This window comes from Rhodococcus sp. C1 (assembly GCF_020809065.1).
Taxonomy (GTDB): domain Bacteria; phylum Actinomycetota; class Actinomycetes; order Mycobacteriales; family Mycobacteriaceae; genus Rhodococcus_F; species Rhodococcus_F qingshengii.
In genome coordinates, this window is the sequence record NZ_CP078080.1 from 2,266,585 (window position 1) to 2,286,238 (window position 19,654).

A 19,654-nucleotide genomic window follows, 5' to 3' on the forward strand; every position below is an offset into this window, starting at 1 on the left:
ATCGGGGTGATTACTCGGACCAGTTGTACGTCCGCTCGACGGCCTTGTTCCACTCCGCGTACAGCCGTGACCTTTCGGACTCGTCCATCGCCGGTTCCCACGTCTTGCCGACGGCCCAGTTGTTGCGGATGTCTTCGGTGTCGGCCCAATAACCGATGGCGAGGCCCGCTGCGTATGCAGCACCGAGAGCTGTCGTTTCGTTGACCACCGGGCGGATGACGGGAACTCCGAGGATGTCCGACTGGAACTGCATCAGGGTTTCGTTGACCACCATGCCGCCGTCGACCTTCAGTGCGGACAGTTCGACTCCCGAATCCGCTCGCATGGCGTCGATGACCTCGCGGGTCTGGTATGCCGTCGCCTCGAGCGCTGCGCGGGCCAGGTGTCCCTTGTTGACGAAGCGCGTCAGACCGACGATGACACCCCGGGTATCCGGTCGCCACCGAGGTGCGAACAGCCCGGAGAACGCGGGCACGAAGTAGGCGCCGCCGTTGTCGTCGACACTTGCGGCGAGCGGCTCGATGTCCTTGGCGTTCTGAATGATTCCGAGATTGTCTCGAAGCCACTGGACCAAGGAACCCGTCACGGCGACGGAACCTTCGAGTGCGTACACGGCAGGGGCTTCGCCGAGTTTGTAGCAGACGGTCGTCAGTAGTCCGTGCTTGCTGTGCACCGGCTTCGTGCCAGTATTGAGAAGCATGAAATTGCCGGTGCCGTAGGTGTTCTTGGCTTCACCCTCGGAGAGGCAGGCCTGGCCGAATGTGGCTGCCTGCTGGTCACCGAGGATTCCGGCGACCGGCACACCGGCGAGATTGCCGCGTGGACGTCCTGTGCCGTAGACCTCTGAGGAACTACGGATTTCCGGGAGCATCGACATCGGGATTCCGAAGTCCGCACAGATCGATTCGTCCCACTGGAGGGTCTCGAGATCCATCAGCATCGTGCGTGACGCATTGGTGACATCTGTCACGTGGACGCCCTCGGTCAGGTTCCACACGATCCACGTGTCGACAGTGCCGAAGCACAATTCGCCGGCCTCCGCTTTTGCTTTCGCACCGTCGACGTTGTCGAGAATCCAGCGGATCTTCGGCCCGGCGAAGTAGGTCGAGAGTGGTAGTCCGGTCTTGTCTCGATACTTGTCCGGACCCTCGTCGCCGCCCAGTTCGACACACAGCTGATCCGTGCGCGTGTCCTGCCACACGATCGCGTTGTAGATCGGCTTACCCGTCGAACGTTCCCAAACGACGGTCGTCTCACGCTGATTCGTGATTCCGACGGCAGCGATGTCGGCCCGCGTGAGATCGACCTTCGCGAGAGCGCCGGCCACCACCTCCCGAGTGTTGATCCACAGCGCCACCGGATCGTGCTCGACCCAACCTGCTCGCGGGAAAATCTGCTCGTGTTCTTTCTGCGCAACGCTCACCACGGCGCCGTCGTGATCGAAGATCATGCAGCGGCTCGACGTCGTGCCCTGGTCGATGGCGGCGATGTATTGATTCACTGTGCTCCTAGGTTCGGGCGTGTTCGCAGTAATCCGTGCGCTGTCGCAGTATGTGGATCAAGCTACTAGCCTGTAAACGGATTCGTCGTCGACTTACAGGAGACCGGGTTGAGTAAGCAGCAAGGTGCGCAGTTTCTCGGCCCGCAGCAGCGCGAAGCTGCTTGGGAACAACTTCAGACCGAGCAATTCGACGTCGTCGTGGTGGGCGGTGGTGTCGTCGGTGTCGGAGCGGCCCTCGATGCGGCCACCCGCGGGCTGAAGGTTGCGTTGGTCGAGGCCCGTGACTACGCATCCGGTACGTCCAGTCGCTCGTCGAAGATGTTCCACGGCGGTCTCCGCTATCTCGAGCAACTAGAATTCGGCCTCGTTCGTGAGGCGTTGCGTGAGCGCGAACTCTCGCTGACCACGCTCGCTCCGCACCTGGTCAAGCCGCTGAAGTTTCTGTTCCCCTTGGCTCACCGAGTGTGGGAACGCCCGTACATGGCCGCGGGAATCTTCCTCTACGACCGGATGGGCGGCGCCAAATCGGTCCCCTCCCAGAAGCACTTGACGCGGGCGGGCGCACTGCGCATGTCGCCGAGCCTCAAGCGCAGTTCACTGACCGGTGGCATCCAGTACTACGACACCGTCGTCGACGACGCTCGGCACACCATGACCGTTGCACGGACCGCCGCCCACTACGGCGCGGTTGTCCGAACGTCGACGCAGGTCGTGGGATTTCTGCGTGAAGCGGACCGGGTCTCGGGAGTTCGTGTTCGCGACTGCGAAGACGGCCGTACCGCGGAGGTCAAGGGTCACGTCGTCATCAATGCAACCGGTGTCTGGACGGACGAAATCCAGGCCCTCTCACGTCAGCGCGGACGGTTCCGGGTGCGAGCGTCGAAGGGCGTACACATCGTCGTCCCGCGCGATCGCATCGTCAGTGAAGCCGCCATCATCCTGCGTACCGAGAAATCGGTGCTGTTCGTCATTCCGTGGGGCAGTCACTGGATCATCGGCACCACGGACACCGACTGGAACTTGGATCTCGCTCACCCAGCGGCAACCAAAGCAGATATCGACTACATCCTCGGCCACGTGAACTCCGTTCTGGTCACGCCGCTGACGCACGCCGACATCGACGGTGTCTACGCTGGCCTGCGTCCGCTGCTTGCCGGTGAGAGCGACGAGACGTCGAAGCTCTCGCGCGAGCACGCCGTTGCCCGTGTGGCTCCAGGCCTGGTCGCCATCGCCGGTGGAAAGTACACGACGTATCGGGTCATGGCGGAAGACGCCGTCGATGTCGCAGCAGAAGACATTCCGGCGCGAGTGGCGTCGTCGATCACGGAGAAGGTGCCGCTCGTCGGCGCCGACGGATACTTCGCGTTGATCAATCAGACTGTGCAACTGGGCGAGCAGTACGGCTTGCATCCGTATCGCGTCAAGCACTTGCTCGACCGCTACGGTTCACTCATCACGGAGGTCCTCGAACTCGGCCGACAGACGCGGGAGTTGTTGCAGCCCATCACAGATGCCCCCGATTACCTTCAGGTCGAGGCTGTGTACGCCGCCGCGGCCGAGGGTGCATTGCACCTCGACGACATCCTGGCTCGCCGCATGCGCATCGCAATCGAGTACCCGCATCGTGGTGTCAACTGTGCGCAACAGGTTGCCGGATTGGTTGCCCCGATTCTCGGTTGGGATGCCGCCACCGTCGAGCGCGAGGTCGACACGTACCGAGCGCGCGTCGAAGCGGAGATCGAGTCGCAGACCCAGCCGGACGACGAGTCGGCCGACGCCTTGCGCGCCGCAGCGCCGGAGTCTCGGGCCGAGATCCTCGAACCCGTCGTCGTGGTGCCGGATCGGGTCTGAGTCGCCCGTCGTTTGTTCTCGGTCTGTCGCGGGTAGGCGGATGTCGAATCACCACCCGTGTCAGCACAGACCGGTCGAGCGTCGCCCAGGAGGATCCCAATGTTCGGTAGTCGGTCGAGATCTGCTGAGGAACACATAGCCACTGCTTATCTGGTCACTCACCTGTGCGGAGCGATGGTAGGGCTGCAACTCTCGCGGTCACTCTCGGACTCGTACGGCGCGTGGGCCGACGGTGAGCTGGACTCGTTGCCGGGTGAGCTCGAGTACGAGATCGAGCAGCTGCTGCAACTGATCGAGGACACCCAGGGCATATCTCTGCCGCGGTACTCCAAGATCGACGCGACGGTCAATCGGATCAGGCGCCTCGTCCATGTCGACGCCATCTGGCGCAACCGTCTCGTGAAGCTGGCAACTCTCGAGATCATGCGGACGGCTCTGTGCGGCAAGAGTGCGATGTGGGAGGTCCTGAGAGACATTCCGGCCGGGGAGACGGAGGAGCAGTACCGCGAGCTCAACGACCTGGTGGCCAAGCAGATCACCACCGTCACGGCTCTGCATCACCGCGCGGCTACGGAAGCTTTTCAGGGGACGGACGGGCGGGAATCGGCGAGCGGCGGCGACCCCATCCGCTCGAGTAAGTAAGGTTTGTACCGTTCGGTGAAGAATTCGATGAACGGTAGACCCCGAGGTGTATGGAGATGGCTGAGCGCGACCAAGCACTGACAGAACCCACGGCAGTGTTCGCGGCGTTGGCGGAGATCCTCTACTCCGCCGCAGACAGCGCCGAGGTGTACTCCGCGATCTGTTCGGCGGCTGTCGAGTTGATTCCCGGTTGCGATCACGCAAGCCTGATGCTGCGACGGGGAAACACCAACGTCACGGTAGCGGCAAGCGACGAGATCGCCGAGCATGCAGACGATCTCGAACGTGCGACTGGTGAGGGGCCGTGCATCGACGCCCTCGACACGGAGGCGCCGCAGCTCGAGTCAGATCTTCGCACTCCGAATCAGTGGCCCGAGTTCGCTCGGAAAGTAGTGGCAGAGACACCCATTCGTGGCTCGATGGGGTTCCGACTGATGGTCGATCGTCAGAAGTTCGGTGCCCTCAACCTCTTCTCCGACACTCCGGGAGCATTCACGGAAACTGTTGCCGACCACGCGATCATGTTGGCATCGTTTGCATCCGTGGCCGTCACCGCACTGAACCGAGGAGAGGATGCCGACTCGCTGCGGCGAGGCCTGGCGAGCAGTCGCGAAATCGGTCAGGCCGTCGGTCTGCTGATGGCATTGCATCGGGTGTCCGACGACGAGGCCTTCGACATTCTGGTGCGAACCTCGCAGAACATGAACGTCAAGATCGCCGAGTTGGCGCGCAAGGTCATCGTCCAGCATCGTTCGACTCTGGACTGAGCGCTTCGTTCGCCCCGGGAGAGCCGAGGAGTTGAGATCGCTTGCGATCCACCGTCTCTCGAAGAGCTGTCACCACCGCTGCGACTTCCGGGCGGCGCAAGGATTCAGAACGAGCCACCAACCAGTACGAAAGTCTGACTTCGATGTGAGCGGGCAGCACGCGAATCAGATCGTCGTGCTGCTCAGCCATGAAGCAGGGGAGCAGGCCGATGCCGGCACCCGCGCGCGTTGCCTCGATGTGGACGAACACGTTGGTGGACGTGACGGCCTCGCGCATGGAAACCGTGAGCTTGCGGGCCAGATCGAGTTCGTCGACCTGCAGCATCGAGTCGATGAAATACACGAGCGAGTGTTCGGCCAGATCTTCGGCACTTTCGGGAACTGCATTCTGACGTAGATACTCTCGGGAGGCGTACAAACCCAGCGCGTAGTCGGCCAGATGGACGGCCTCGGCGCGGTGAACTTGAGGTTTGCCGACAACAACCTCGATGTCGAGCCCCGAGCGTATCTGCGACGCCTTTCTGGTCGCGACGACTATCTCCACGCTCACGCGAGGATGGCGTCTGCGAACCGCTGCGCCGGCGGGGGCCGCGATGTATGCGCTGAAGCCGTCGGTGGCCGAGACCCGCACGACGCCGTCGAGTTGCTGCTGACCGGTGGAGTCGAGTGCCAGTTCGTTCACCGCGGCCTCGATGCGCTCGGCCGCGCTGAGGGCTTGTCTGCCCAGGTCGGTCAACTCCCAGCCGCCGGACGAGCGGACCAGTACACGGCCGCCGAGGTTCTTCTCGAGCGAGGCGATGCGGCGCGAAATGGTGGTGTGGTTGAGGCCCAGGTCGTCGGCGGCGGTGTTGAAGCGGCCGGTGCGACCGACCGCGAGAAGCACCAGTAGGTCGTCCGGGCTCAGTCCGAGTGTCATATCTGCATTTTTGCACCTGTATGGTGCGAGATTTGTCATTGTCGTGCCAAGAATCTGCACCGATACTCATCGAGTCACAAAAAATGTGCGAGCGGTCACATTCCTGATCGTGAAGAGCAGGCGAATCGCGAACTGAAGACGAGGGAGTCCACGATGAGCGTCGACAACATGCCGAAACCCGAGAGCCAAGCCCCACCATCGGGGCTGAAGAAGGTGGTCGGCGCCTCGATGGCGGGCACCGTGGTCGAGTGGTACGAGTTCTTTCTGTACGGCACGGCGGCCACGCTGGTCTTCAGCAAAGTCTTCTTTCCTGGCGGCGGCAACGAGCTGGATGCGATCATCGCGGCTTTCATCACCTACGCCGTCGGATTCGCCGCCCGGCCACTCGGCGGAATCGTCTTCGGATATTTCGGAGACAAGTTCGGCCGGAAGCAGTTGTTGCAGTTCAGTTTGCTGCTGGTCGGTGCCGCGACCTTCCTGATGGGCTGCCTACCGACCTACGGTCAGATCGGCTACTGGGCGCCGGCACTGCTGGTCACGCTGCGCTTCATCCAAGGATTTGCTGTCGGCGGCGAATGGGGTGGGGCGGTACTCCTTGTCGCCGAACACAGCCCGAATCGATCTCGCGGGTTCTGGTCGTCCTGGCCTCAGGCCGGCGTGCCGATGGGCAACCTGGTGGCCACTGTCGTGCTGTTGATCCTGACGTCGACGCTCTCGGACGAATCCTTCATGAGTTGGGGCTGGCGCGTTGCCTTCTGGCTCTCCGCGGTGATCGTTCTGGTCGGGTGCTACGTTCGGACCAAGGTCACCGACGCTCCCATTTTCATTGCGGCGCAGAAGGAAGCAGAACTGGTCAAGGCAACCTCGTACAGCGTTTTCGAGGTGGTCAAGCGTTACCCGCGCGGAGTGTTGACCGCGATGGGCCTGCGTTTCGCCGAAAACGTCATGTACTACCTCGTGGTGACCTTCTCGATCACCTACCTCAAGGTCGTCGTTCATGCGGACACGGCGCACATCCTCTGGTGGATGCTGATGGCACATGCCGTGCACTTCGCAGTGATTCCGTTGGTAGGCAAACTGTCCGACACGATCGGTCGACGCCCGGTGTACATGATCGGCGCCGTCACCGCTGGAACATGGGGATTCTTCGCCTTTCCGATGATGAACAGCGGGCACAATGCAGTCATCTTGTCGGCAATCATCATCGGGCTTGTGTTCCACGCGTTCATGTACGCCGGCCAACCCGCGATCATGGCCGAGATGTTCCCGACCCGGATGCGCTATTCCGGTGTCTCCCTGGGATATCAGGTCACGTCGATCGTGGCAGGTTCACTGGCTCCGATCATCGCGACCGGACTGCTGAGCAAGTTCGACTCCTCGGTTCCTATCGCGATCTATCTCCTGTTGGCATCCCTGGTCACCATCGTCGCAGTCGTTTTCGCGCGGGAGACCAAGGGAATCTCGCTCGAGTCCGTCGATGCTGCCGACGCACGAGTGCTCGCCGACGAGCGGGCCGGTGTTTCCGCATGACGCTCTCCGGCAAAACGGCACTGGTCACCGGTGGTGCCAGCGGTATCGGCGAGGCGTGTGCTCGACTCCTTGCCGCCCGCGGCGCCCACGTCACCGTCGCTGATCTCGACGACGTCGCCGCGAAGGCGCTGGCCGACGAGATCGACGGCACTGCGTGGGCCGTCGATCTCCTCGACACCGACCAACTCGTGGATCTGGCACTCGAGACGGACGTACTTGTCAACAACGCCGGCATTCAACGGGTCAGTCCCATCGAGGATTTCGACGTCGAGGACTTCCGGAAGATTCAACGCCTCATGGTCGAAGCGCCGTTCCTCCTGGTCAGAGCGGCCCTGCCGTACATGTACCGCAAAGGATTCGGGCGCATCGTCAACATTTCCTCGGTCCACGGGCTCCGCGCTTCGGCATTCAAGAGTGCGTACGTCACGGCAAAGCACGGACTCGAAGGCCTGTCGAAAGTTGTTGCGCTCGAGGGTGCCCCACACGGTGTCACCAGTAACTGTGTCAATCCGGGCTACGTCCTGACACCACTCGTGCGATCCCAGATCTCCGACCAGGCAAAGGTTCACGGAATCAGTGAATCCGAGGTTGTCGAGAAGGTGATGCTCACTGAGAGCGCGATCAAACGGATGGTCGAGCCCGCGGAAGTGGCATCGCTGGTGGGGTGGCTGGCATCGACCGAGGCGTCGATGGTGACGGGGGCTTCGTACACCATCGACGGCGGGTGGAGCGCCAGCTAGATCACTGGGGCTGCTGTGTTGTTCAAGCTGCCGGGTTCAGGCTTCGGGAATCTCGATTCCGAACTTCTCGCGGGTGATGACCTCGGGTTCGGGACCGCCGCGAACTCCGGTGTCGAGTGCGTCGATTGCGGAGAGTTCTTCGGCGGTGAGTTCGAAGTCGAACACGTCGAAGTTCTCCGCGATCCGCGAGGGAGTCACCGACTTGGGGATCACCTGGCGGCCCTGCTGGAGGTGCCAGCGCAGCATCACCTGTGCAGGCGACTTGCCGTGAGCGGTCGCGATGGCGCCGATGGTGGCGTCCTCGAGGGTCGAGCCGTGGGAGCCGTCGCGGTAGAACGTGATTCCGCCGATCGGTGACCATGCCTGAGACAGAATCCCGTGATCGGCGTCGGCCTCGAGCAAAGTCGACTGCCTGAAGTACGGATGAACCTCGATCTGGTTGACCGCCGGCACCACGGACGTTGCGTCCAGGAGTCGGGTGAGGTGATCCGGCATGAAGTTACTGACTCCGATGGCGCGGACCTTGCCGTCGGCCAGAAGCGTTTCCAATGCCCTGTACGCGTCGATCGTGCGCTCGAACTCGCTCGGCAACGCCTGATGGAGGATCAGGAGGTCGAGTTGTTCGACACCGAGTTTGCCTGCGCTCTTGTCGAAGGCATGCAGAGTCTCGTCGTATCCGTAGTCGGTGATCCAGACCTTCGACTCGACGAAGATGTCCGCGCGATCGAGTCCGGATCGCCGGATCGCCTCACCGACGCCCTTCTCGTTGCCGTAGGCCGCGGCAGTGTCGATATGGCGATAACCCGTCGACAGCGCAGACTCGACGGCGGCGAGTGTTTCGTCCGGCGGCGTCTGGTACACGCCGAAGCCAAGCGCGGGGATGTCGACGCCGTTGTTCAGTTTCAGGCTCGGGATGCTCATGTCGTCCACGGTAGCGGCGGCCGGGGGTTCGGCGGGAGTGACTGCTCAGCCGGGTAACGGCAGTACCTCCCTCGACCGGCAGTACTTCAGCTCGGTTGGCAGGTGCCGCCGATGGGTAAAGCCTGCGCTCGTTCGCCTACCCAGCGGCCGATGTCGCTGAGCATCGCAGTACCGTCGGCGAAAGTGCCCGAGTCCGGCTTGGCTGCGATGGCGACAGCGAGTTGTCCGGTGCCGCTGCTGATGATCCCGAATTGGCGGACCAGATAGCCGCCGTCGTCGTCCGGCCCCCACCCACCTTTGAATCGAGCGGCTGGGATCACTCCCAGGCCCCACTGTTGGTCGGGGCTGATGCTGCCCATGAGCCCGAAGACTTCGGTGGCGTCGCTCCGGCATGGCAGGGTGGCGGCGAATTGCGCTTGGACGGCAAGTGGCCATTGTGTTTGACCGAACGAGCTGAATTCTGGTCGTAGCGTGCGTGATTCCACGGTGGTGGACATATCGCCGGAGGCCACGAGGACTGACTCGACCTTCGCTGCGGCAGTGGTCGGATCGCCGAGGCCTCGCCACAGTTCTTCGGCTGATTCGTTGTCGGAGGTGGTGATCGCCTGCTTGACCGTTGTGAGTTCTGTGTTGTCGGGTTCGTGGAGGGCTGCGATGGACAGTGGGACTTTGATGGTGGACCAGGCGACTCCGTTCTGCCACTCGCCGGCAACGAGTGACTGACCTCCGCCGACGGGCACGAGTGCGATACCCACGGCGCCGCCGAGGGTGTTGCCCAGGGCCTCGAATCCGGCGAGCGGGCCGACACCGTTGCCCGGGGCGGCAGGAGTCTCTGTCGGCTCCGGTGGAACGACGACGATTTCGGTGATCGTCTCGACCTTCTCCGACGACTCGTCTCGCGTCGGAATCGTGCAGCCCGCGAGGGCTGCTGCAGAAGCAGTGGCGAGTGCAACCGCCAGGAGTCGTCGGCGCGTCCCGCTACGAGCCTCGACGCACTGCTCAATAGACATAGACCACCGCGTTGTTTCCGCCGGTACACGTGACGACTTTGTTGCCGGCGCAGTTCATCGAGTACCGAGTTCCCGTGACCGGACTGACCGCGCTGATGGAGACCGGGCCGCCGCGTCGACCCTGGCTCACGTACTGGTAGCGCACTTCTTCGGCGAACTCACAAGACGTCACGCTGGTGCCGACGGCGGACGTCGTGAATTCGTTGTTCGAGAACACCGATCCACAACGCGCTGCGCTGGCAGGGACCGACTCGTTGGGCGCGGGTGTGACGACGCCGTTCTGCGGCGCGGCCGCAGGTGAGGTGATCACCACGGTTTCCGTGCGTGCGGTGTTCTCGTCGGAATTGTCGTTCAAGACGAGAGGGAGAACCCATACGTAGACCACGACGGCGACGAGTGCGACTGTGACAACTCCCAGTAGGACCCACAGCCATGCATACGATTTCGGCGGGCGGGGAGGCATCGGCGAATATCCAGTGCCTTGACCGTATGGGGGCCGGGGCGGGGTGTAAGCAGGCTGATGTCCCGAGTACGGAGCCTGACCGGGTGTGATGCCCGGCGGCGGAGGAGGGGGCGGAGGGAGAGGTGTCGTGTGGTTGGGGTCGTTGTTCCAGGGATACGGCGACTGTGGTGTTGTCATTGCGGGTTGCTCCTCTGCCTACTTGATAGAAGTGGGCCGAGTTAGTCGTCGATCACCGCACATCGAAATTACCGATTGTTAGGTTTCTGCGAATTGCCCGTCTTAGTTATATACGACCGGTCTGACTTCTTTTGCACTTGTGGCTCGTCAATGAGTGAGCACTATCTTCAAGCCGACTATGAGGGTGGCGACGGCAGCGAGGCCGAAGGCTGCCAGATGTGTGTTCGTACTGACTTTCTCGCCGTGCAGTCGGCTGATCACGTAACTGGTGGAACCGATCCGCAGGATCAAGACGATTTCCGCGATCAACTGCGCCGTCCGTGGCTCCAGGAAGTTGAACCACGCCGTCGCGAGAATGACGACAGGAACAACCGCAGAGGTGAGGATCGGGACGGAATCGCGAAGAGAGTCGATTCTCTCCGCGGTCGTCAGTCGGCGATCGTTGCGAATGCTCTCGCCGACTCCCTCGGCAAATGTGTGGGCGATGTATGTCGACAATGCCGTGCCGACCACAATCGCGGCGCCGAGCGATTCCTGAGATTTCGTCACCGGTATGAGTGCGGCGAGGACAAGAATGTTGCCGTAGATGTACGCGGTGGTCCTCGCCGCCACACGTTCTTGTCCCAGCGGCGCACCGTGAGACGTGATCGGACGGTTCAGCAGGGTTCGCAGGTCCCACTCCATGTTCAGAGCATGGCAGATCAGACCCTGGGGCTGTAGTGCATCGGGTTATCTCGCTGCTCGAGCGGGGGCAGGTTGCGCGCCGGTGTGTGGACCAGTGGTGCATCGGCGGGGATTCGGCCGTCAGCTCGATCCCATCCCGCGCGAGCACGTGGCTGATACCGGTATCGCCACGGCACCAGACGGAAGACGGCGTTGACGGTGCGGCCGACAGCGTTGTGAATTTTCTGATCGCGACTGGTCCACGAGTAGCCGAGTAGGTCTCGAACCGGTTGGTCGTACATTCCGACCGTCAGCCACACGAATCCGCGGGCGAGGGGGATTCGGGCGAGCCGCCACAACGGATCGGGTAGCCACGTCATGTACGGGGGCTTGCCGAGCCCCGACAGGTCGAGGACGTCGCGGGTCGCCTTGTTGTCTTCGAGTACGTTGCGGCACATGTGGTCCCAGTACTCCTGAAATGCTTCCCAGGTCTCGGGAACAGGGCGCATGCTCATCCCGTACAGGCGGTACCACTGAATGTGCTCGGTGAAGAGCTGACGTTTTTGGGCCTCGGTCAAGCCACCGGAGAAGTTCTCGGCAGTGACGATGGTGCCCATGAAGAATGTTGCGTGCGCCCAGTAGAAAGTGTCGGGATCAAGTGCGTGATACCGACGCCCCAACTTGTCGACGCCCTTGATTCGTGTGTGATAGCCGCGGACTTCTTCGGCTGTCTGCTGCGCGCGATCGCCGTCGAAGACCACGCCTGCAATGGGATACAGCGAGCGGTACAGCCGTTCCCACCGCTCGTCGAAGAATTGTGAATGCTCCTCGACTCCGGCGCCGAGGCCGGGGTGCATGTTCTGCATCGAACCGGCCCAGACGCCTTGCAGCATCCCGCGCCAGTCGCCGAAATACTTCCACGTCAGGGAATCCGGACCGAGGGGAACCGGGGTGCTGCTGTCGTCAAGTTGACTACGCATGTTGTCAGATTAGGATCGACAACAGCGGTAGTCAAGGATCGAATACCGGGTGCATTGAAGATCAAGTGTCGGCGAAGTGGGGAAGTTGTGAGCATCGAAGAACGCAGGGCCACTCGAAAGGCGACGTTGTTCGACGTCGGAGTGACACTGCTCGGTGCGGTCGACGGTCCGGCCGTCAACGTGCGTGCGGTCTGCAAGGCCGCCGGTTTGACCGAGCGGTACTTCTACGAAAGCTTCACCGATCGCGATCAGTACGTTGTCGCGGTCCACACGTTTGTCGCCGAGCGCGCGCAGTCGGCGCTTGCGTCGGCAGTGGAGTCGGAGACGACATCCGAGGCCGTCGCCACCGCTGCGGTCGACGCTTTCGTCAAGCTCATGGTCGACGATCCGGCGATGGGGAGAGTGCTCCTGATCGCCCCGCTCTCGGAACCCGTCCTGAGCGGCCGCGGTATCGAATCGATGCCGGCGTTCGTCGACCTGGTGTACGACCAGTTGTCCGAGATCGCTGATCCCGTGGACAAGCAACTGGTGGCAGTCGGACTGGTCGGGGCGTTGTTCACACTGTTCATCGGTTATCTGGACGGCACGATCGTCGTGGACCGTGATCGATTTGTCCGCCACTGCGTCAGGCTGCTGATCAACGCTAACCAGGCGTGAAGGGCTGGCAGGCCGGGCAGAAGAAGATATTTCGCTCGGTGAGCTGATCCGGTCCGAGGGTGTCTTCTCTGATGCGAGTCCCGCAACGGCGGCATGGTTTTCCGCGTCTGCCGTACACCCATGTCTGCCTACCGGGGCGGGTGTCGCCGGTGGTGACCCGGATGCGACGTGACTTGTTGACGTTGATGGTGCGAAAAGACAGATCCACTATCGCGTCGAGATTCCCCGCGAGATGTGTCGGCGTTTTCGGGTGAATACCTCGTAGGAAGCAGATCTCGTTTCGGTACACGTTGCCCAGTCCGGCCATCACCCGCTGATCCAGGAGCGCGATTCCGATCGGTACGGAGTCGGCGGCCCGTAGATTTCGGGCGGCCACGGAACTGTCCCAATCGGTCCCGAGCAGATCCGGTCCGAGATGTCCGACGGCCTCCTGTTCCTGCCCGAGTTCGAGGATCTCGGTGATTCCCAGTGAAAAGCCAACTGCTACAGAGTCTTCGGTGGCCAAGATGATGCGCGCTTGATGGGCGGGTCGGCGCCAGCGCTCGCCGGGGCGATAAATCTGCCACTGACCTTCCATCTTCAGATGCGTGTGAATGGACGCTTCGCCCACTCGGATCAGGAGATGTTTTCCGCGGCTGGCGACGGAATCCACGCGGTGGCCCGAGAGATCAACCGTGGCGTAACGAGGAACGCGGACGTCGCAGGTGGTGAGTACCTTCTCGGCCAGGGCAGCGCGCAGTTCATTGGCGGCCCGCCACACGGTATCGCCCTCAGGCATGGTCGCCGCACCCACACTTCAGGATCTCAACTTCCACGATCTCAATCATCATGACCCCAATCCTCATGACCGCAACCGGAATCCGCGAGGGGTGGCCGCGAAGCCGGCTTCGACCAGGACCGGAGCAAAATCGTTGCCGTGGATGGTCTCTCCGTCGACCTTCTCCACTACCAACTTGTCGATGGCGCGAGACGTCACCTTCTGAGCAAGTGACAGTGCTGCCAGGCGCAACGTTCCGCCGTCGTCGGTGAATGTCAGGATCGTGCGACCGCCGCGCTCGACGAACAGAACCAACTCACCCTCCACCAGAACTACCAATGCGCCGGCTTTCCGCCCGGGTCGGTGTCCTGGTGACTCTTCGCCCCCCGACGCCGGCCACGGCAGCGCCGCGCCGTACGGGTTTGCCGGATCGCACGCCGCGAGAGTGACTGCAGCCGAGGAGGTGTGGCGCCCCTCGATGGAATCACCGAACGTCCGCAAGCGGTCCACCACGGGAGGCGTCGAGAATTGAGCGCCGCCCAGGGTGTCCACGAAGTATCCGCGTCGAGCGCGCCCGTTGTCCTCGAACGTGCTCAGTACCTTGTAGATCAACGCGAAACCGCCCGGCACGTTCTCGCTCATCACCGAACCGCGGGTGACGACGCCGTATCGTTCGAGCAGCAGATCAGCCGTGGCGTGCGCCCGGATAGTGGGGTCAGGTTCGATACCTGGCAGCTGGAACCACCGACCGGAGGCGGTTGCCGGTCCCGTGCGCGCGGGCGTGGAAGCGCGGGCCATTCCGCGGTACGGACGGGCCCGCGGAACACGGCGAGGTGATCGGTGACTGGTTGTTGTTCTGGTGGTGTCGGAGAGAAGTGCGCGCAGCGGCGCAACGGTGTCGTTACCGATGTGTCCGAGCCACACCAACTCCCACAGTGCCGTTGTCACCGCACTGTCGACCGTGTCCGCAGCCGACTCCGTAGTTCGCAACGCGTCGACCAACTGGCGGAAGAAGTAGGCACCGCCGCCGGACAGCAGGTCGAGGATGCGCTTCTGCAATTCCGAGACGTCGGTGTCGGCGGGCGAATTGAGCGTGATCGGTGCCAGGTCGGCGGGGTGCAGCACTACCCACCCGTCTTTGCCCGAGATAGCTCCCGATCCGGACCACAGGACTTCACCCGTCGACGTGAGTTCGTCCAACATCGCGGGAGAGTAGTCGGCAACTCGGCTCGGCAGGATCAACGATTCGAGAGCGGACGCCGGAATCGGAACGCCGGCAAGTTGATCGACCACCGTTGCAACACCGTCGATTCCTCGCAGCGTGCCGCCCACGTGCTGCCAACTGGGAAGGAATCGCCCGAGCGTCGCGGTGCTGACCGGCTCGACCTCCTGCCGTGCCGCGGCGAGCGAGCGACGCCGCAAGCGACGCAGGACCTCGGCGTCGCACCATTCGCTCCCGGTTGCAGACGGGCGGAATTCACCTTCCAGCACCCGCTTTTCGAGCGCGAGCCGACCGAGAACGTCACGCGCGACTGATACTCCGAGACCGAAGCGTGCAGCCGCGTCGGCGAGAGTGAAGGGACCGTGGGTGCGGGCGTACCGGCTCAGGAGGTCGTCGAGTGGTTGATCGACCGGCTCGATGAACGCGGCCGGAACGCCGATGGGTAGGGGAACGCCGAGTCCATCGCGAAGCCGCGCTGCATCTTCGACGACGGTCCACCAGCTCTCGCCCGCATACGAGACGTGGAGGGCGCGTTTGTCCGTAACCAACTTCTCGAGCCATGAGACCGGGTCCTCGAGACAGCGTTCGGTGACTTCTTCGGTGGTCAGCGGGCCGAGCATGCGGAGGAGGTCGGCAACACCCTCGAGGTCTTTGGCCTTTCGGTCAGGGACGAGCCGTTGCAGTTCACGTTCGGCCTGCTCGATCACTCCGGCGTCGAGGAGCTCGCGTAGTTCGACGCGGCCGAGGAGTTCGGCCAACAGCGTGGAGTCCAAGGACAAAGCGGCGGCGCGTCGCTCGGCGAGGGGGCTGTCGCCCTCGTACATGAACGCACCCACGTAGTTGAACAGGAGCGCACTGGCGAACGGAGACGGAGAGGCCGTCTCCACCTCGACGATTCGAATCTGCCTTTTCTCGATCTTGCCGAACAATTCCTTCAGTGCAGGCAGGTCGTAAACGTCCTGCAAGCACTCGCGTACGGTCTCGAGCAGGATCGGGAAGGTCGGGAACTTGCGGGCGACGTCCAGCAGTTGCGCCGACCGCTGACGCTGCTGCCACAGTGGTGCACGTTTTCCGGGATTGCGGCGGGGGAGAAGCAGTGCGCGGGCGGCACATTCGCGAAATCGGGAAGCGAAGAGCGCGGAGCCGCCCACCTCTTGGGTGACCAGATCTTCGATGTCCTCGACGTCGAAGGTGAACAGTTCGGCGCCGGGAGGTTCGTTCTCGGTGTCGGGGAGTCGGATGATGATGCCGTCGTCGGAGGCCGTCGGGCTGGAATCGACGCCGTATCGTTCCTGCAGGCGCGCCCCGATGGCGAGGGCCCACGGTGCGTGAACCCGTTGGCCGTACGGGGAATGCAGCACCAGACGCCAGTCACCGAGTTCGTCGCGGAAGCGTTCGACCACCAGGGTTCGATCCGACGGCACCTGCCCGGTGGCATTCTTCTGCTCACCGACGAGTTGGATCAGGTTGGTAGTCGCGTTGTGATCGAGCCCGCCCACGCGGCAACGCTCGACGACGTCGGCTTCGTTGCCGAGAGCCGTTTCGCGGACGAACTGCCCCAACGCCTGTCCGAGTTCGGCGGGGCGACCGAGTCCGTCGCCGTGCCAGAAGGGCAAACGACCCGGCATGCCGTAGGCGGGGCTGACCAGAACCCGATCGAAGGTGATCTCCTCGATCCGCCAACTGGTGGCGCCGAGCGCAAAGACGTCGCCGACCCGGGATTCGTAGACCATTTCCTCGTCGAGTTCGCCGACGCGGGACGCTTTCTCGCCAACCATGTAGACGGTGAAGAGGCCGCGGTCGGGGATTGCGCCGCCGGAAGTGACGGCCAAACGCTGCGAACCCGGGCGGCCCGTGAGCGTGTTGGACTCACGATCCCAGACAAGGCGAGGACGTAACTCGGCGAACTCGTCCGAGGGGTACCGCCCCGCCAGCAAGTCCAGAGTCGATTCGTACGCCGAACGGGGAAGCGTTGCAAAGGAACCGCTTCGGCGCACCGTCTCGAACCAGTCGTCGACGTCGATCGGTTCGAGAGCGGTGGCCGCAACAGTTTGCTGAGCGAGGATGTCGAGGGGATTGGCCGGAACGGCCATCGCTTCGATCTTGCCTTCGACCATGCGCTCGACGGTCACCGCGCAATGAATCAGGTCGGTGCGATGCTTGGGGAAGACGACGCCTCGCGATATCTCGCCGACCTGGTGGCCGGCGCGGCCGACACGTTGCAGGCCGCTGGCAACAGAAGGCGGTGCCTCCACCTGGATGACCAAGTCGACGGCGCCCATGTCGATTCCGAGTTCGAGGCTGCTGGTGGCGACGACGCATCGCAATCGACCCGATTTGAGGTCGTCTTCGATGAGGGCTCGCTGGTCTTTGCTGACCGATCCGTGGTGGGCGCGAGCAAGGAGGGGTTCGGCGCCGTAGTTGACCTCGGTGGGAGCCCCGATCTGCGCGGGCGGGCGAGATGTTTTCTCGACGGCCAGACCGATGCGTTCTGCATGAATCTCGTTGAGCCTGGCTGTCAATCGTTCGGCGAGGCGGCGAGAGTTGGCGAACACGATGGACGATCGGTGGTCGAGAACGAGGTCGACGATCTGTTCCTCGACGTGGGGCCAGATCGAACCGGCTTGCGGGGTGGGAGATTCGGAACCGTCGTCCGGCGTCGCGATCCCCAGTTCGGTCATGTCCTCGACGGGAACACGGACCGTGAGGTCGAAGGTCTTGGCGGCAGGCGGTGCCACGATCCGGATGGGTGCCGAACCGGCGAGGAACCGCCCGATCTCCTCGTGCGGACGGACAGTGGCCGACAATCCGATGCGTTGCGCCGGACGCTCGAGCAAGCCGTCCAGGCGTTCCAGTGAGAGCGCGAGGTGAGAGCCGCGCTTGGTGCCCGCCACCGCGTGAACCTCGTCGACGATCACGGTGTCGACACCGACCAGTGTTTCCCGGGCAGCGGAGGTGAGCATCAGGAACAACGACTCAGGCGTGGTGATCAGGATGTCCGGGGGTCGTTTGATCAACGAGCGCCGATCGGCCTGGGACGTATCACCGGAACGGACACCGACGGTGATCTCGGGCGGAGTGAGGCCTAGACGCTTCGCCGTCTGCGTGATGCCGACCAGCGGCGCGCGAAGGTTCCGCTCGACGTCCACACCCAGCGCTTTGAGCGGCGAAATGTAGAGGACTTTGGTGGCGCGTTCGCCTTCGTCCTTGGCGGCGAGTTGATCGAGCGCCCACAGGAACGCCGACAATGTCTTGCCGGAGCCGGTGGGCGCGACGACAAGTGTGTGAGAGCCACTCGCGATGGATTCCCAGGCGCCGAGCTGCGCAGCAGTCGGAGCGCTGAAAGCGCCGCCGAACCACTCGCGTGTGGCGGGCGAGAACCTACCGAGGACGTTGGTCACGACCACCATATTGCCCCTTCCCACCGACAGCGTGTTCGTGCCTGCAGCCGAAGCGCAGAGCATACTATTTGCCCTGTTATAGCGATTCTCTTGTTATCGAGAAGGCGAGTGCCTGATGGAAGCAGTCAAGATTGTCCTCGAGCTGGCGGTAGTGCTCGGGGCGATTGTCATGGGTACCAGATCGAGCGGTGTCGCTCTCGGTCTGTGGGGCGGCGCAGGTGTTGCCGTCCTCGTGTTCGTCTTCGGAGAGGACGTCGGCAGTCCGCCGGTCGACGCTCTCCTCATCGTCCTGTCCGTCGTCCTCGCGTCGTCGATGATGCAGGCGGCCGGTGGTATCGACTGGATGGTCACCATCGCGGCCAAGTTGATCGAATCTCGCCCGAAACAGATCACGCTGATCGCGCCGTTGGTGTCATTCCTGTTCTCGGTCGGTGCCGGCACGTCCAACATCCTCTACCCACTGCTCCCCGTCATCTACGACGTCTCGTACAAGAACGGTGTGCGGCCGTCACGACCGCTGTCGCTGTCAGTTGTCTCGACCGGTGTGGCGCTGGCGTGTAGTCCGGTGTCCGCGGCAATGGCGGCAATGGTCACGCTGACCGACGTGCCGCCCTACGATTTCGAACTCATCGACATCATCAAGATCACCTTCCCGGCTGCTGTTGTCGGCATCGTCCTTTCCTCCATCGCGGTCAACCGACTCGGCAAAGATCTCGCCGACGACCCGGAGATACAGGCGAAGATGAAGTCGGGCGAATTGGCCGGACCTGGTGCAGCCTCCAAGACCGAACTCGTCTCGACGAAGACCGGACGAAACGCGGCACTGATCTTCCTCGCCGGCGTCCTGGCTATCGTGATCTTCGGCCTGTTCAAGGGGATTCGTCCCGAAGCTGCCGACGGTACTCCGATGGGGATGACACCGATCATCGAAATGCTGATGTTCGTCGTGGGTACGTTGATCCTGCTGGTGTGCCGCCCGAATGTCGCCGACGTGCCGTCGTCGACGGTGTTCCGTGCCGGTATGGTCTCGGCCATCGCGCTGTTCGGTCTGGCATGGCTGACGGACACGTTCATCAGCGCCCATTCCGAGCTGATCACGAGCACCGTCGGCGACTGGGTCAACGCCGCGCCGTGGATCTTCGCGCTCGGTGTCTTCCTGGTCTGTGTACTGACGACCAGTCAGTCGACCGCTACGAGGACCATCGTGCCGATCGGTCTCGCTGCCGGGATTGCACCCGGTCTGGTGAGCGGAATGTGGGCCGGAGCGTTTGCCGGCGTCTACCTGTTGCCGACAAACGGTTCGCAGATCGCGGCTGCGAACTTCGACCTCTCGGGCAGCACGAAGCTCGGTTCCAAGCTCGTCGACCACTCGTTCTTCCTGCCGACCATCATCTTGGCCGTCACGACGATTGCGGCCGGCGCGTTGTTCGGAGTGGTGCTCGGTTGAGTATTGCGA

At 62.9% G+C, this 19,654-nt stretch carries 16 protein-coding genes; 7 read left to right on the top strand and 9 right to left on the bottom strand.

The window, feature by feature from the left end:
* Nucleotides 1–10: 10 nt before the first annotated feature.
* The gene (gene glpK / locus KTR60_RS10430; RefSeq protein WP_228402128.1) at nt 11–1,501 is read right to left on the bottom strand and encodes a glycerol kinase GlpK; all 1,491 of its coding nucleotides are present in this window, start codon (nt 1,499–1,501) and stop codon (nt 11–13) included.
* Nucleotides 1,502–1,609: 108 nt separating this feature from the next.
* Between glpK and KTR60_RS10435 the strand changes: the two genes are divergently transcribed.
* The 3 genes from KTR60_RS10435 to KTR60_RS10445 all read left to right on the top strand — a co-directional run bounded on the left by KTR60_RS10435 (nt 1,610) and on the right by KTR60_RS10445 (nt 4,761).
* Nucleotides 1,610–3,352, top strand: a complete 1,743-nt coding sequence (locus tag KTR60_RS10435; protein ID WP_228402129.1) for a glycerol-3-phosphate dehydrogenase/oxidase — start codon at nt 1,610–1,612, stop codon at nt 3,350–3,352.
* 174 nt (nt 3,353–3,526) lie between these two features.
* Nucleotides 3,527–3,994, top strand: coding sequence for a hypothetical protein (locus KTR60_RS10440; protein WP_228402130.1), 468 nt, complete (start codon nt 3,527–3,529; stop codon nt 3,992–3,994).
* A 50-nt stretch (nt 3,995–4,044) separates the two neighbouring features.
* Nucleotides 4,045–4,761, top strand: a complete 717-nt coding sequence (locus KTR60_RS10445; protein ID WP_003940742.1) for a GAF and ANTAR domain-containing protein — start codon at nt 4,045–4,047, stop codon at nt 4,759–4,761.
* On the opposite strand, the gene KTR60_RS10450 is transcribed toward KTR60_RS10445, so the two are convergent.
* Complete coding sequence (locus KTR60_RS10450; RefSeq protein WP_065455144.1) at nt 4,730–5,677, bottom strand: LysR family transcriptional regulator; 948 nt, start codon at nt 5,675–5,677, stop codon at nt 4,730–4,732. The genes KTR60_RS10445 and KTR60_RS10450 overlap by 32 nt on opposite strands.
* Nucleotides 5,678–5,830: 153 nt before the next feature.
* On the opposite strand from KTR60_RS10450, the gene KTR60_RS10455 reads away from it, so the two are divergent.
* Both KTR60_RS10455 and KTR60_RS10460 read left to right on the top strand, forming a co-directional pair.
* Nucleotides 5,831–7,207, top strand: coding sequence for an MFS transporter (locus KTR60_RS10455; RefSeq protein ID WP_228402131.1), 1,377 nt, complete (start codon nt 5,831–5,833; stop codon nt 7,205–7,207).
* Complete coding sequence (locus tag KTR60_RS10460) at nt 7,204–7,947, top strand: 3-hydroxybutyrate dehydrogenase (RefSeq protein WP_054188164.1); 744 nt, start codon at nt 7,204–7,206, stop codon at nt 7,945–7,947. Before KTR60_RS10455 ends, KTR60_RS10460 begins: the two co-directional genes overlap by 4 nt.
* 36 nt (nt 7,948–7,983) lie before the next feature.
* Here KTR60_RS10460 and KTR60_RS10465 read toward each other — a convergent pair whose 3' ends face one another.
* From KTR60_RS10465 to KTR60_RS10485, 5 genes are all read right to left on the bottom strand, one after another.
* The gene (locus KTR60_RS10465; RefSeq protein ID WP_058226546.1) at nt 7,984–8,868 is read right to left on the bottom strand and encodes an aldo/keto reductase; all 885 of its coding nucleotides are present in this window, start codon (nt 8,866–8,868) and stop codon (nt 7,984–7,986) included.
* A gap of 86 nt (nt 8,869–8,954) precedes the next feature.
* Nucleotides 8,955–9,878: a hypothetical protein gene (locus tag KTR60_RS10470; protein ID WP_030535049.1), complete on the bottom strand. Its 924-nt coding sequence runs from the start codon at nt 9,876–9,878 to the stop codon at nt 8,955–8,957.
* On the bottom strand, nt 9,868–10,341 hold the full coding sequence (locus tag KTR60_RS10475) for a hypothetical protein (protein WP_007727281.1): 474 nt from the start codon (nt 10,339–10,341) through the stop codon (nt 9,868–9,870). Before KTR60_RS10475 ends, KTR60_RS10470 begins: the two co-directional genes overlap by 11 nt.
* Nucleotides 10,342–10,665: 324 nt before the next feature.
* A complete protein-coding gene (locus KTR60_RS10480; RefSeq protein WP_003940745.1) occupies nt 10,666–11,202 on the bottom strand; it encodes a hypothetical protein in 537 nt (178 codons plus the stop codon).
* Between the two features lie 17 nt (nt 11,203–11,219).
* On the bottom strand, nt 11,220–12,161 hold the full coding sequence (locus KTR60_RS10485) for an oxygenase MpaB family protein (protein WP_042449607.1): 942 nt from the start codon (nt 12,159–12,161) through the stop codon (nt 11,220–11,222).
* Nucleotides 12,162–12,248: 87 nt separating this feature from the next.
* Here KTR60_RS10485 and KTR60_RS10490 point away from each other — a divergent pair, with 87 nt between their 5' ends.
* Nucleotides 12,249–12,818: a TetR/AcrR family transcriptional regulator gene (locus KTR60_RS10490; RefSeq protein ID WP_007727263.1), complete on the top strand. Its 570-nt coding sequence runs from the start codon at nt 12,249–12,251 to the stop codon at nt 12,816–12,818.
* On the opposite strand, the gene KTR60_RS10495 is transcribed toward KTR60_RS10490, so the two are convergent.
* Both KTR60_RS10495 and KTR60_RS10500 read right to left on the bottom strand, forming a co-directional pair.
* On the bottom strand, nt 12,805–13,596 hold the full coding sequence (locus tag KTR60_RS10495) for a DNA-formamidopyrimidine glycosylase family protein (protein WP_030535047.1): 792 nt from the start codon (nt 13,594–13,596) through the stop codon (nt 12,805–12,807). The two genes, KTR60_RS10490 and KTR60_RS10495, sit on opposite strands and share 14 nt — an antisense overlap.
* A gap of 63 nt (nt 13,597–13,659) precedes the next feature.
* The gene (locus tag KTR60_RS10500) at nt 13,660–18,207 is read right to left on the bottom strand and encodes an ATP-dependent helicase (RefSeq protein WP_042449813.1); all 4,548 of its coding nucleotides are present in this window, start codon (nt 18,205–18,207) and stop codon (nt 13,660–13,662) included.
* A gap of 106 nt (nt 18,208–18,313) precedes the next feature.
* Between KTR60_RS10500 and KTR60_RS10505 the strand changes: the two genes are divergently transcribed.
* Nucleotides 18,314–19,645 carry an anaerobic C4-dicarboxylate transporter family protein gene (locus KTR60_RS10505; RefSeq protein ID WP_007727257.1) on the top strand — a complete coding sequence of 444 codons (1,332 nt, stop codon included), beginning with the start codon at nt 18,314–18,316 and terminating at the stop codon, nt 19,643–19,645.
* The last annotated feature ends 9 nt before the right edge of the window (nt 19,646–19,654 follow it).

Bases quoted from the DNA above. Each gene is read 5' to 3' on its own strand.
- KTR60_RS10440 (WP_228402130.1), top strand. From the start codon at position 3,527: ATGGTAGGGCTGCAACTCTCGCGGTCACTCTCGGACTCGTACGGCGCG.
- KTR60_RS10445 (WP_003940742.1), top strand. From the start codon at position 4,045: ATGGAGATGGCTGAGCGCGACCAAGCACTGACAGAACCCACGGCAGTG.
- KTR60_RS10450 (WP_065455144.1), bottom strand. From the start codon at position 5,677: ATGACACTCGGACTGAGCCCGGACGACCTACTGGTGCTTCTCGCGGTC.
- KTR60_RS10455 (WP_228402131.1), top strand. From the start codon at position 5,831: ATGAGCGTCGACAACATGCCGAAACCCGAGAGCCAAGCCCCACCATCG.
- KTR60_RS10460 (WP_054188164.1), top strand. From the start codon at position 7,204: ATGACGCTCTCCGGCAAAACGGCACTGGTCACCGGTGGTGCCAGCGGT.
- KTR60_RS10465 (WP_058226546.1), bottom strand. From the start codon at position 8,868: ATGAGCATCCCGAGCCTGAAACTGAACAACGGCGTCGACATCCCCGCG.
- KTR60_RS10470 (WP_030535049.1), bottom strand. From the start codon at position 9,878: ATGTCTATTGAGCAGTGCGTCGAGGCTCGTAGCGGGACGCGCCGACGA.
- KTR60_RS10475 (WP_007727281.1), bottom strand. From the start codon at position 10,341: ATGCCTCCCCGCCCGCCGAAATCGTATGCATGGCTGTGGGTCCTACTG.
- KTR60_RS10480 (WP_003940745.1), bottom strand. From the start codon at position 11,202: ATGGAGTGGGACCTGCGAACCCTGCTGAACCGTCCGATCACGTCTCAC.
- KTR60_RS10485 (WP_042449607.1), bottom strand. From the start codon at position 12,161: ATGCGTAGTCAACTTGACGACAGCAGCACCCCGGTTCCCCTCGGTCCG.
- KTR60_RS10495 (WP_030535047.1), bottom strand. From the start codon at position 13,596: ATGCCTGAGGGCGATACCGTGTGGCGGGCCGCCAATGAACTGCGCGCT.
- KTR60_RS10500 (WP_042449813.1), bottom strand. From the start codon at position 18,207: ATGGTGGTCGTGACCAACGTCCTCGGTAGGTTCTCGCCCGCCACACGC.
- KTR60_RS10505 (WP_007727257.1), top strand. From the start codon at position 18,314: ATGGAAGCAGTCAAGATTGTCCTCGAGCTGGCGGTAGTGCTCGGGGCG.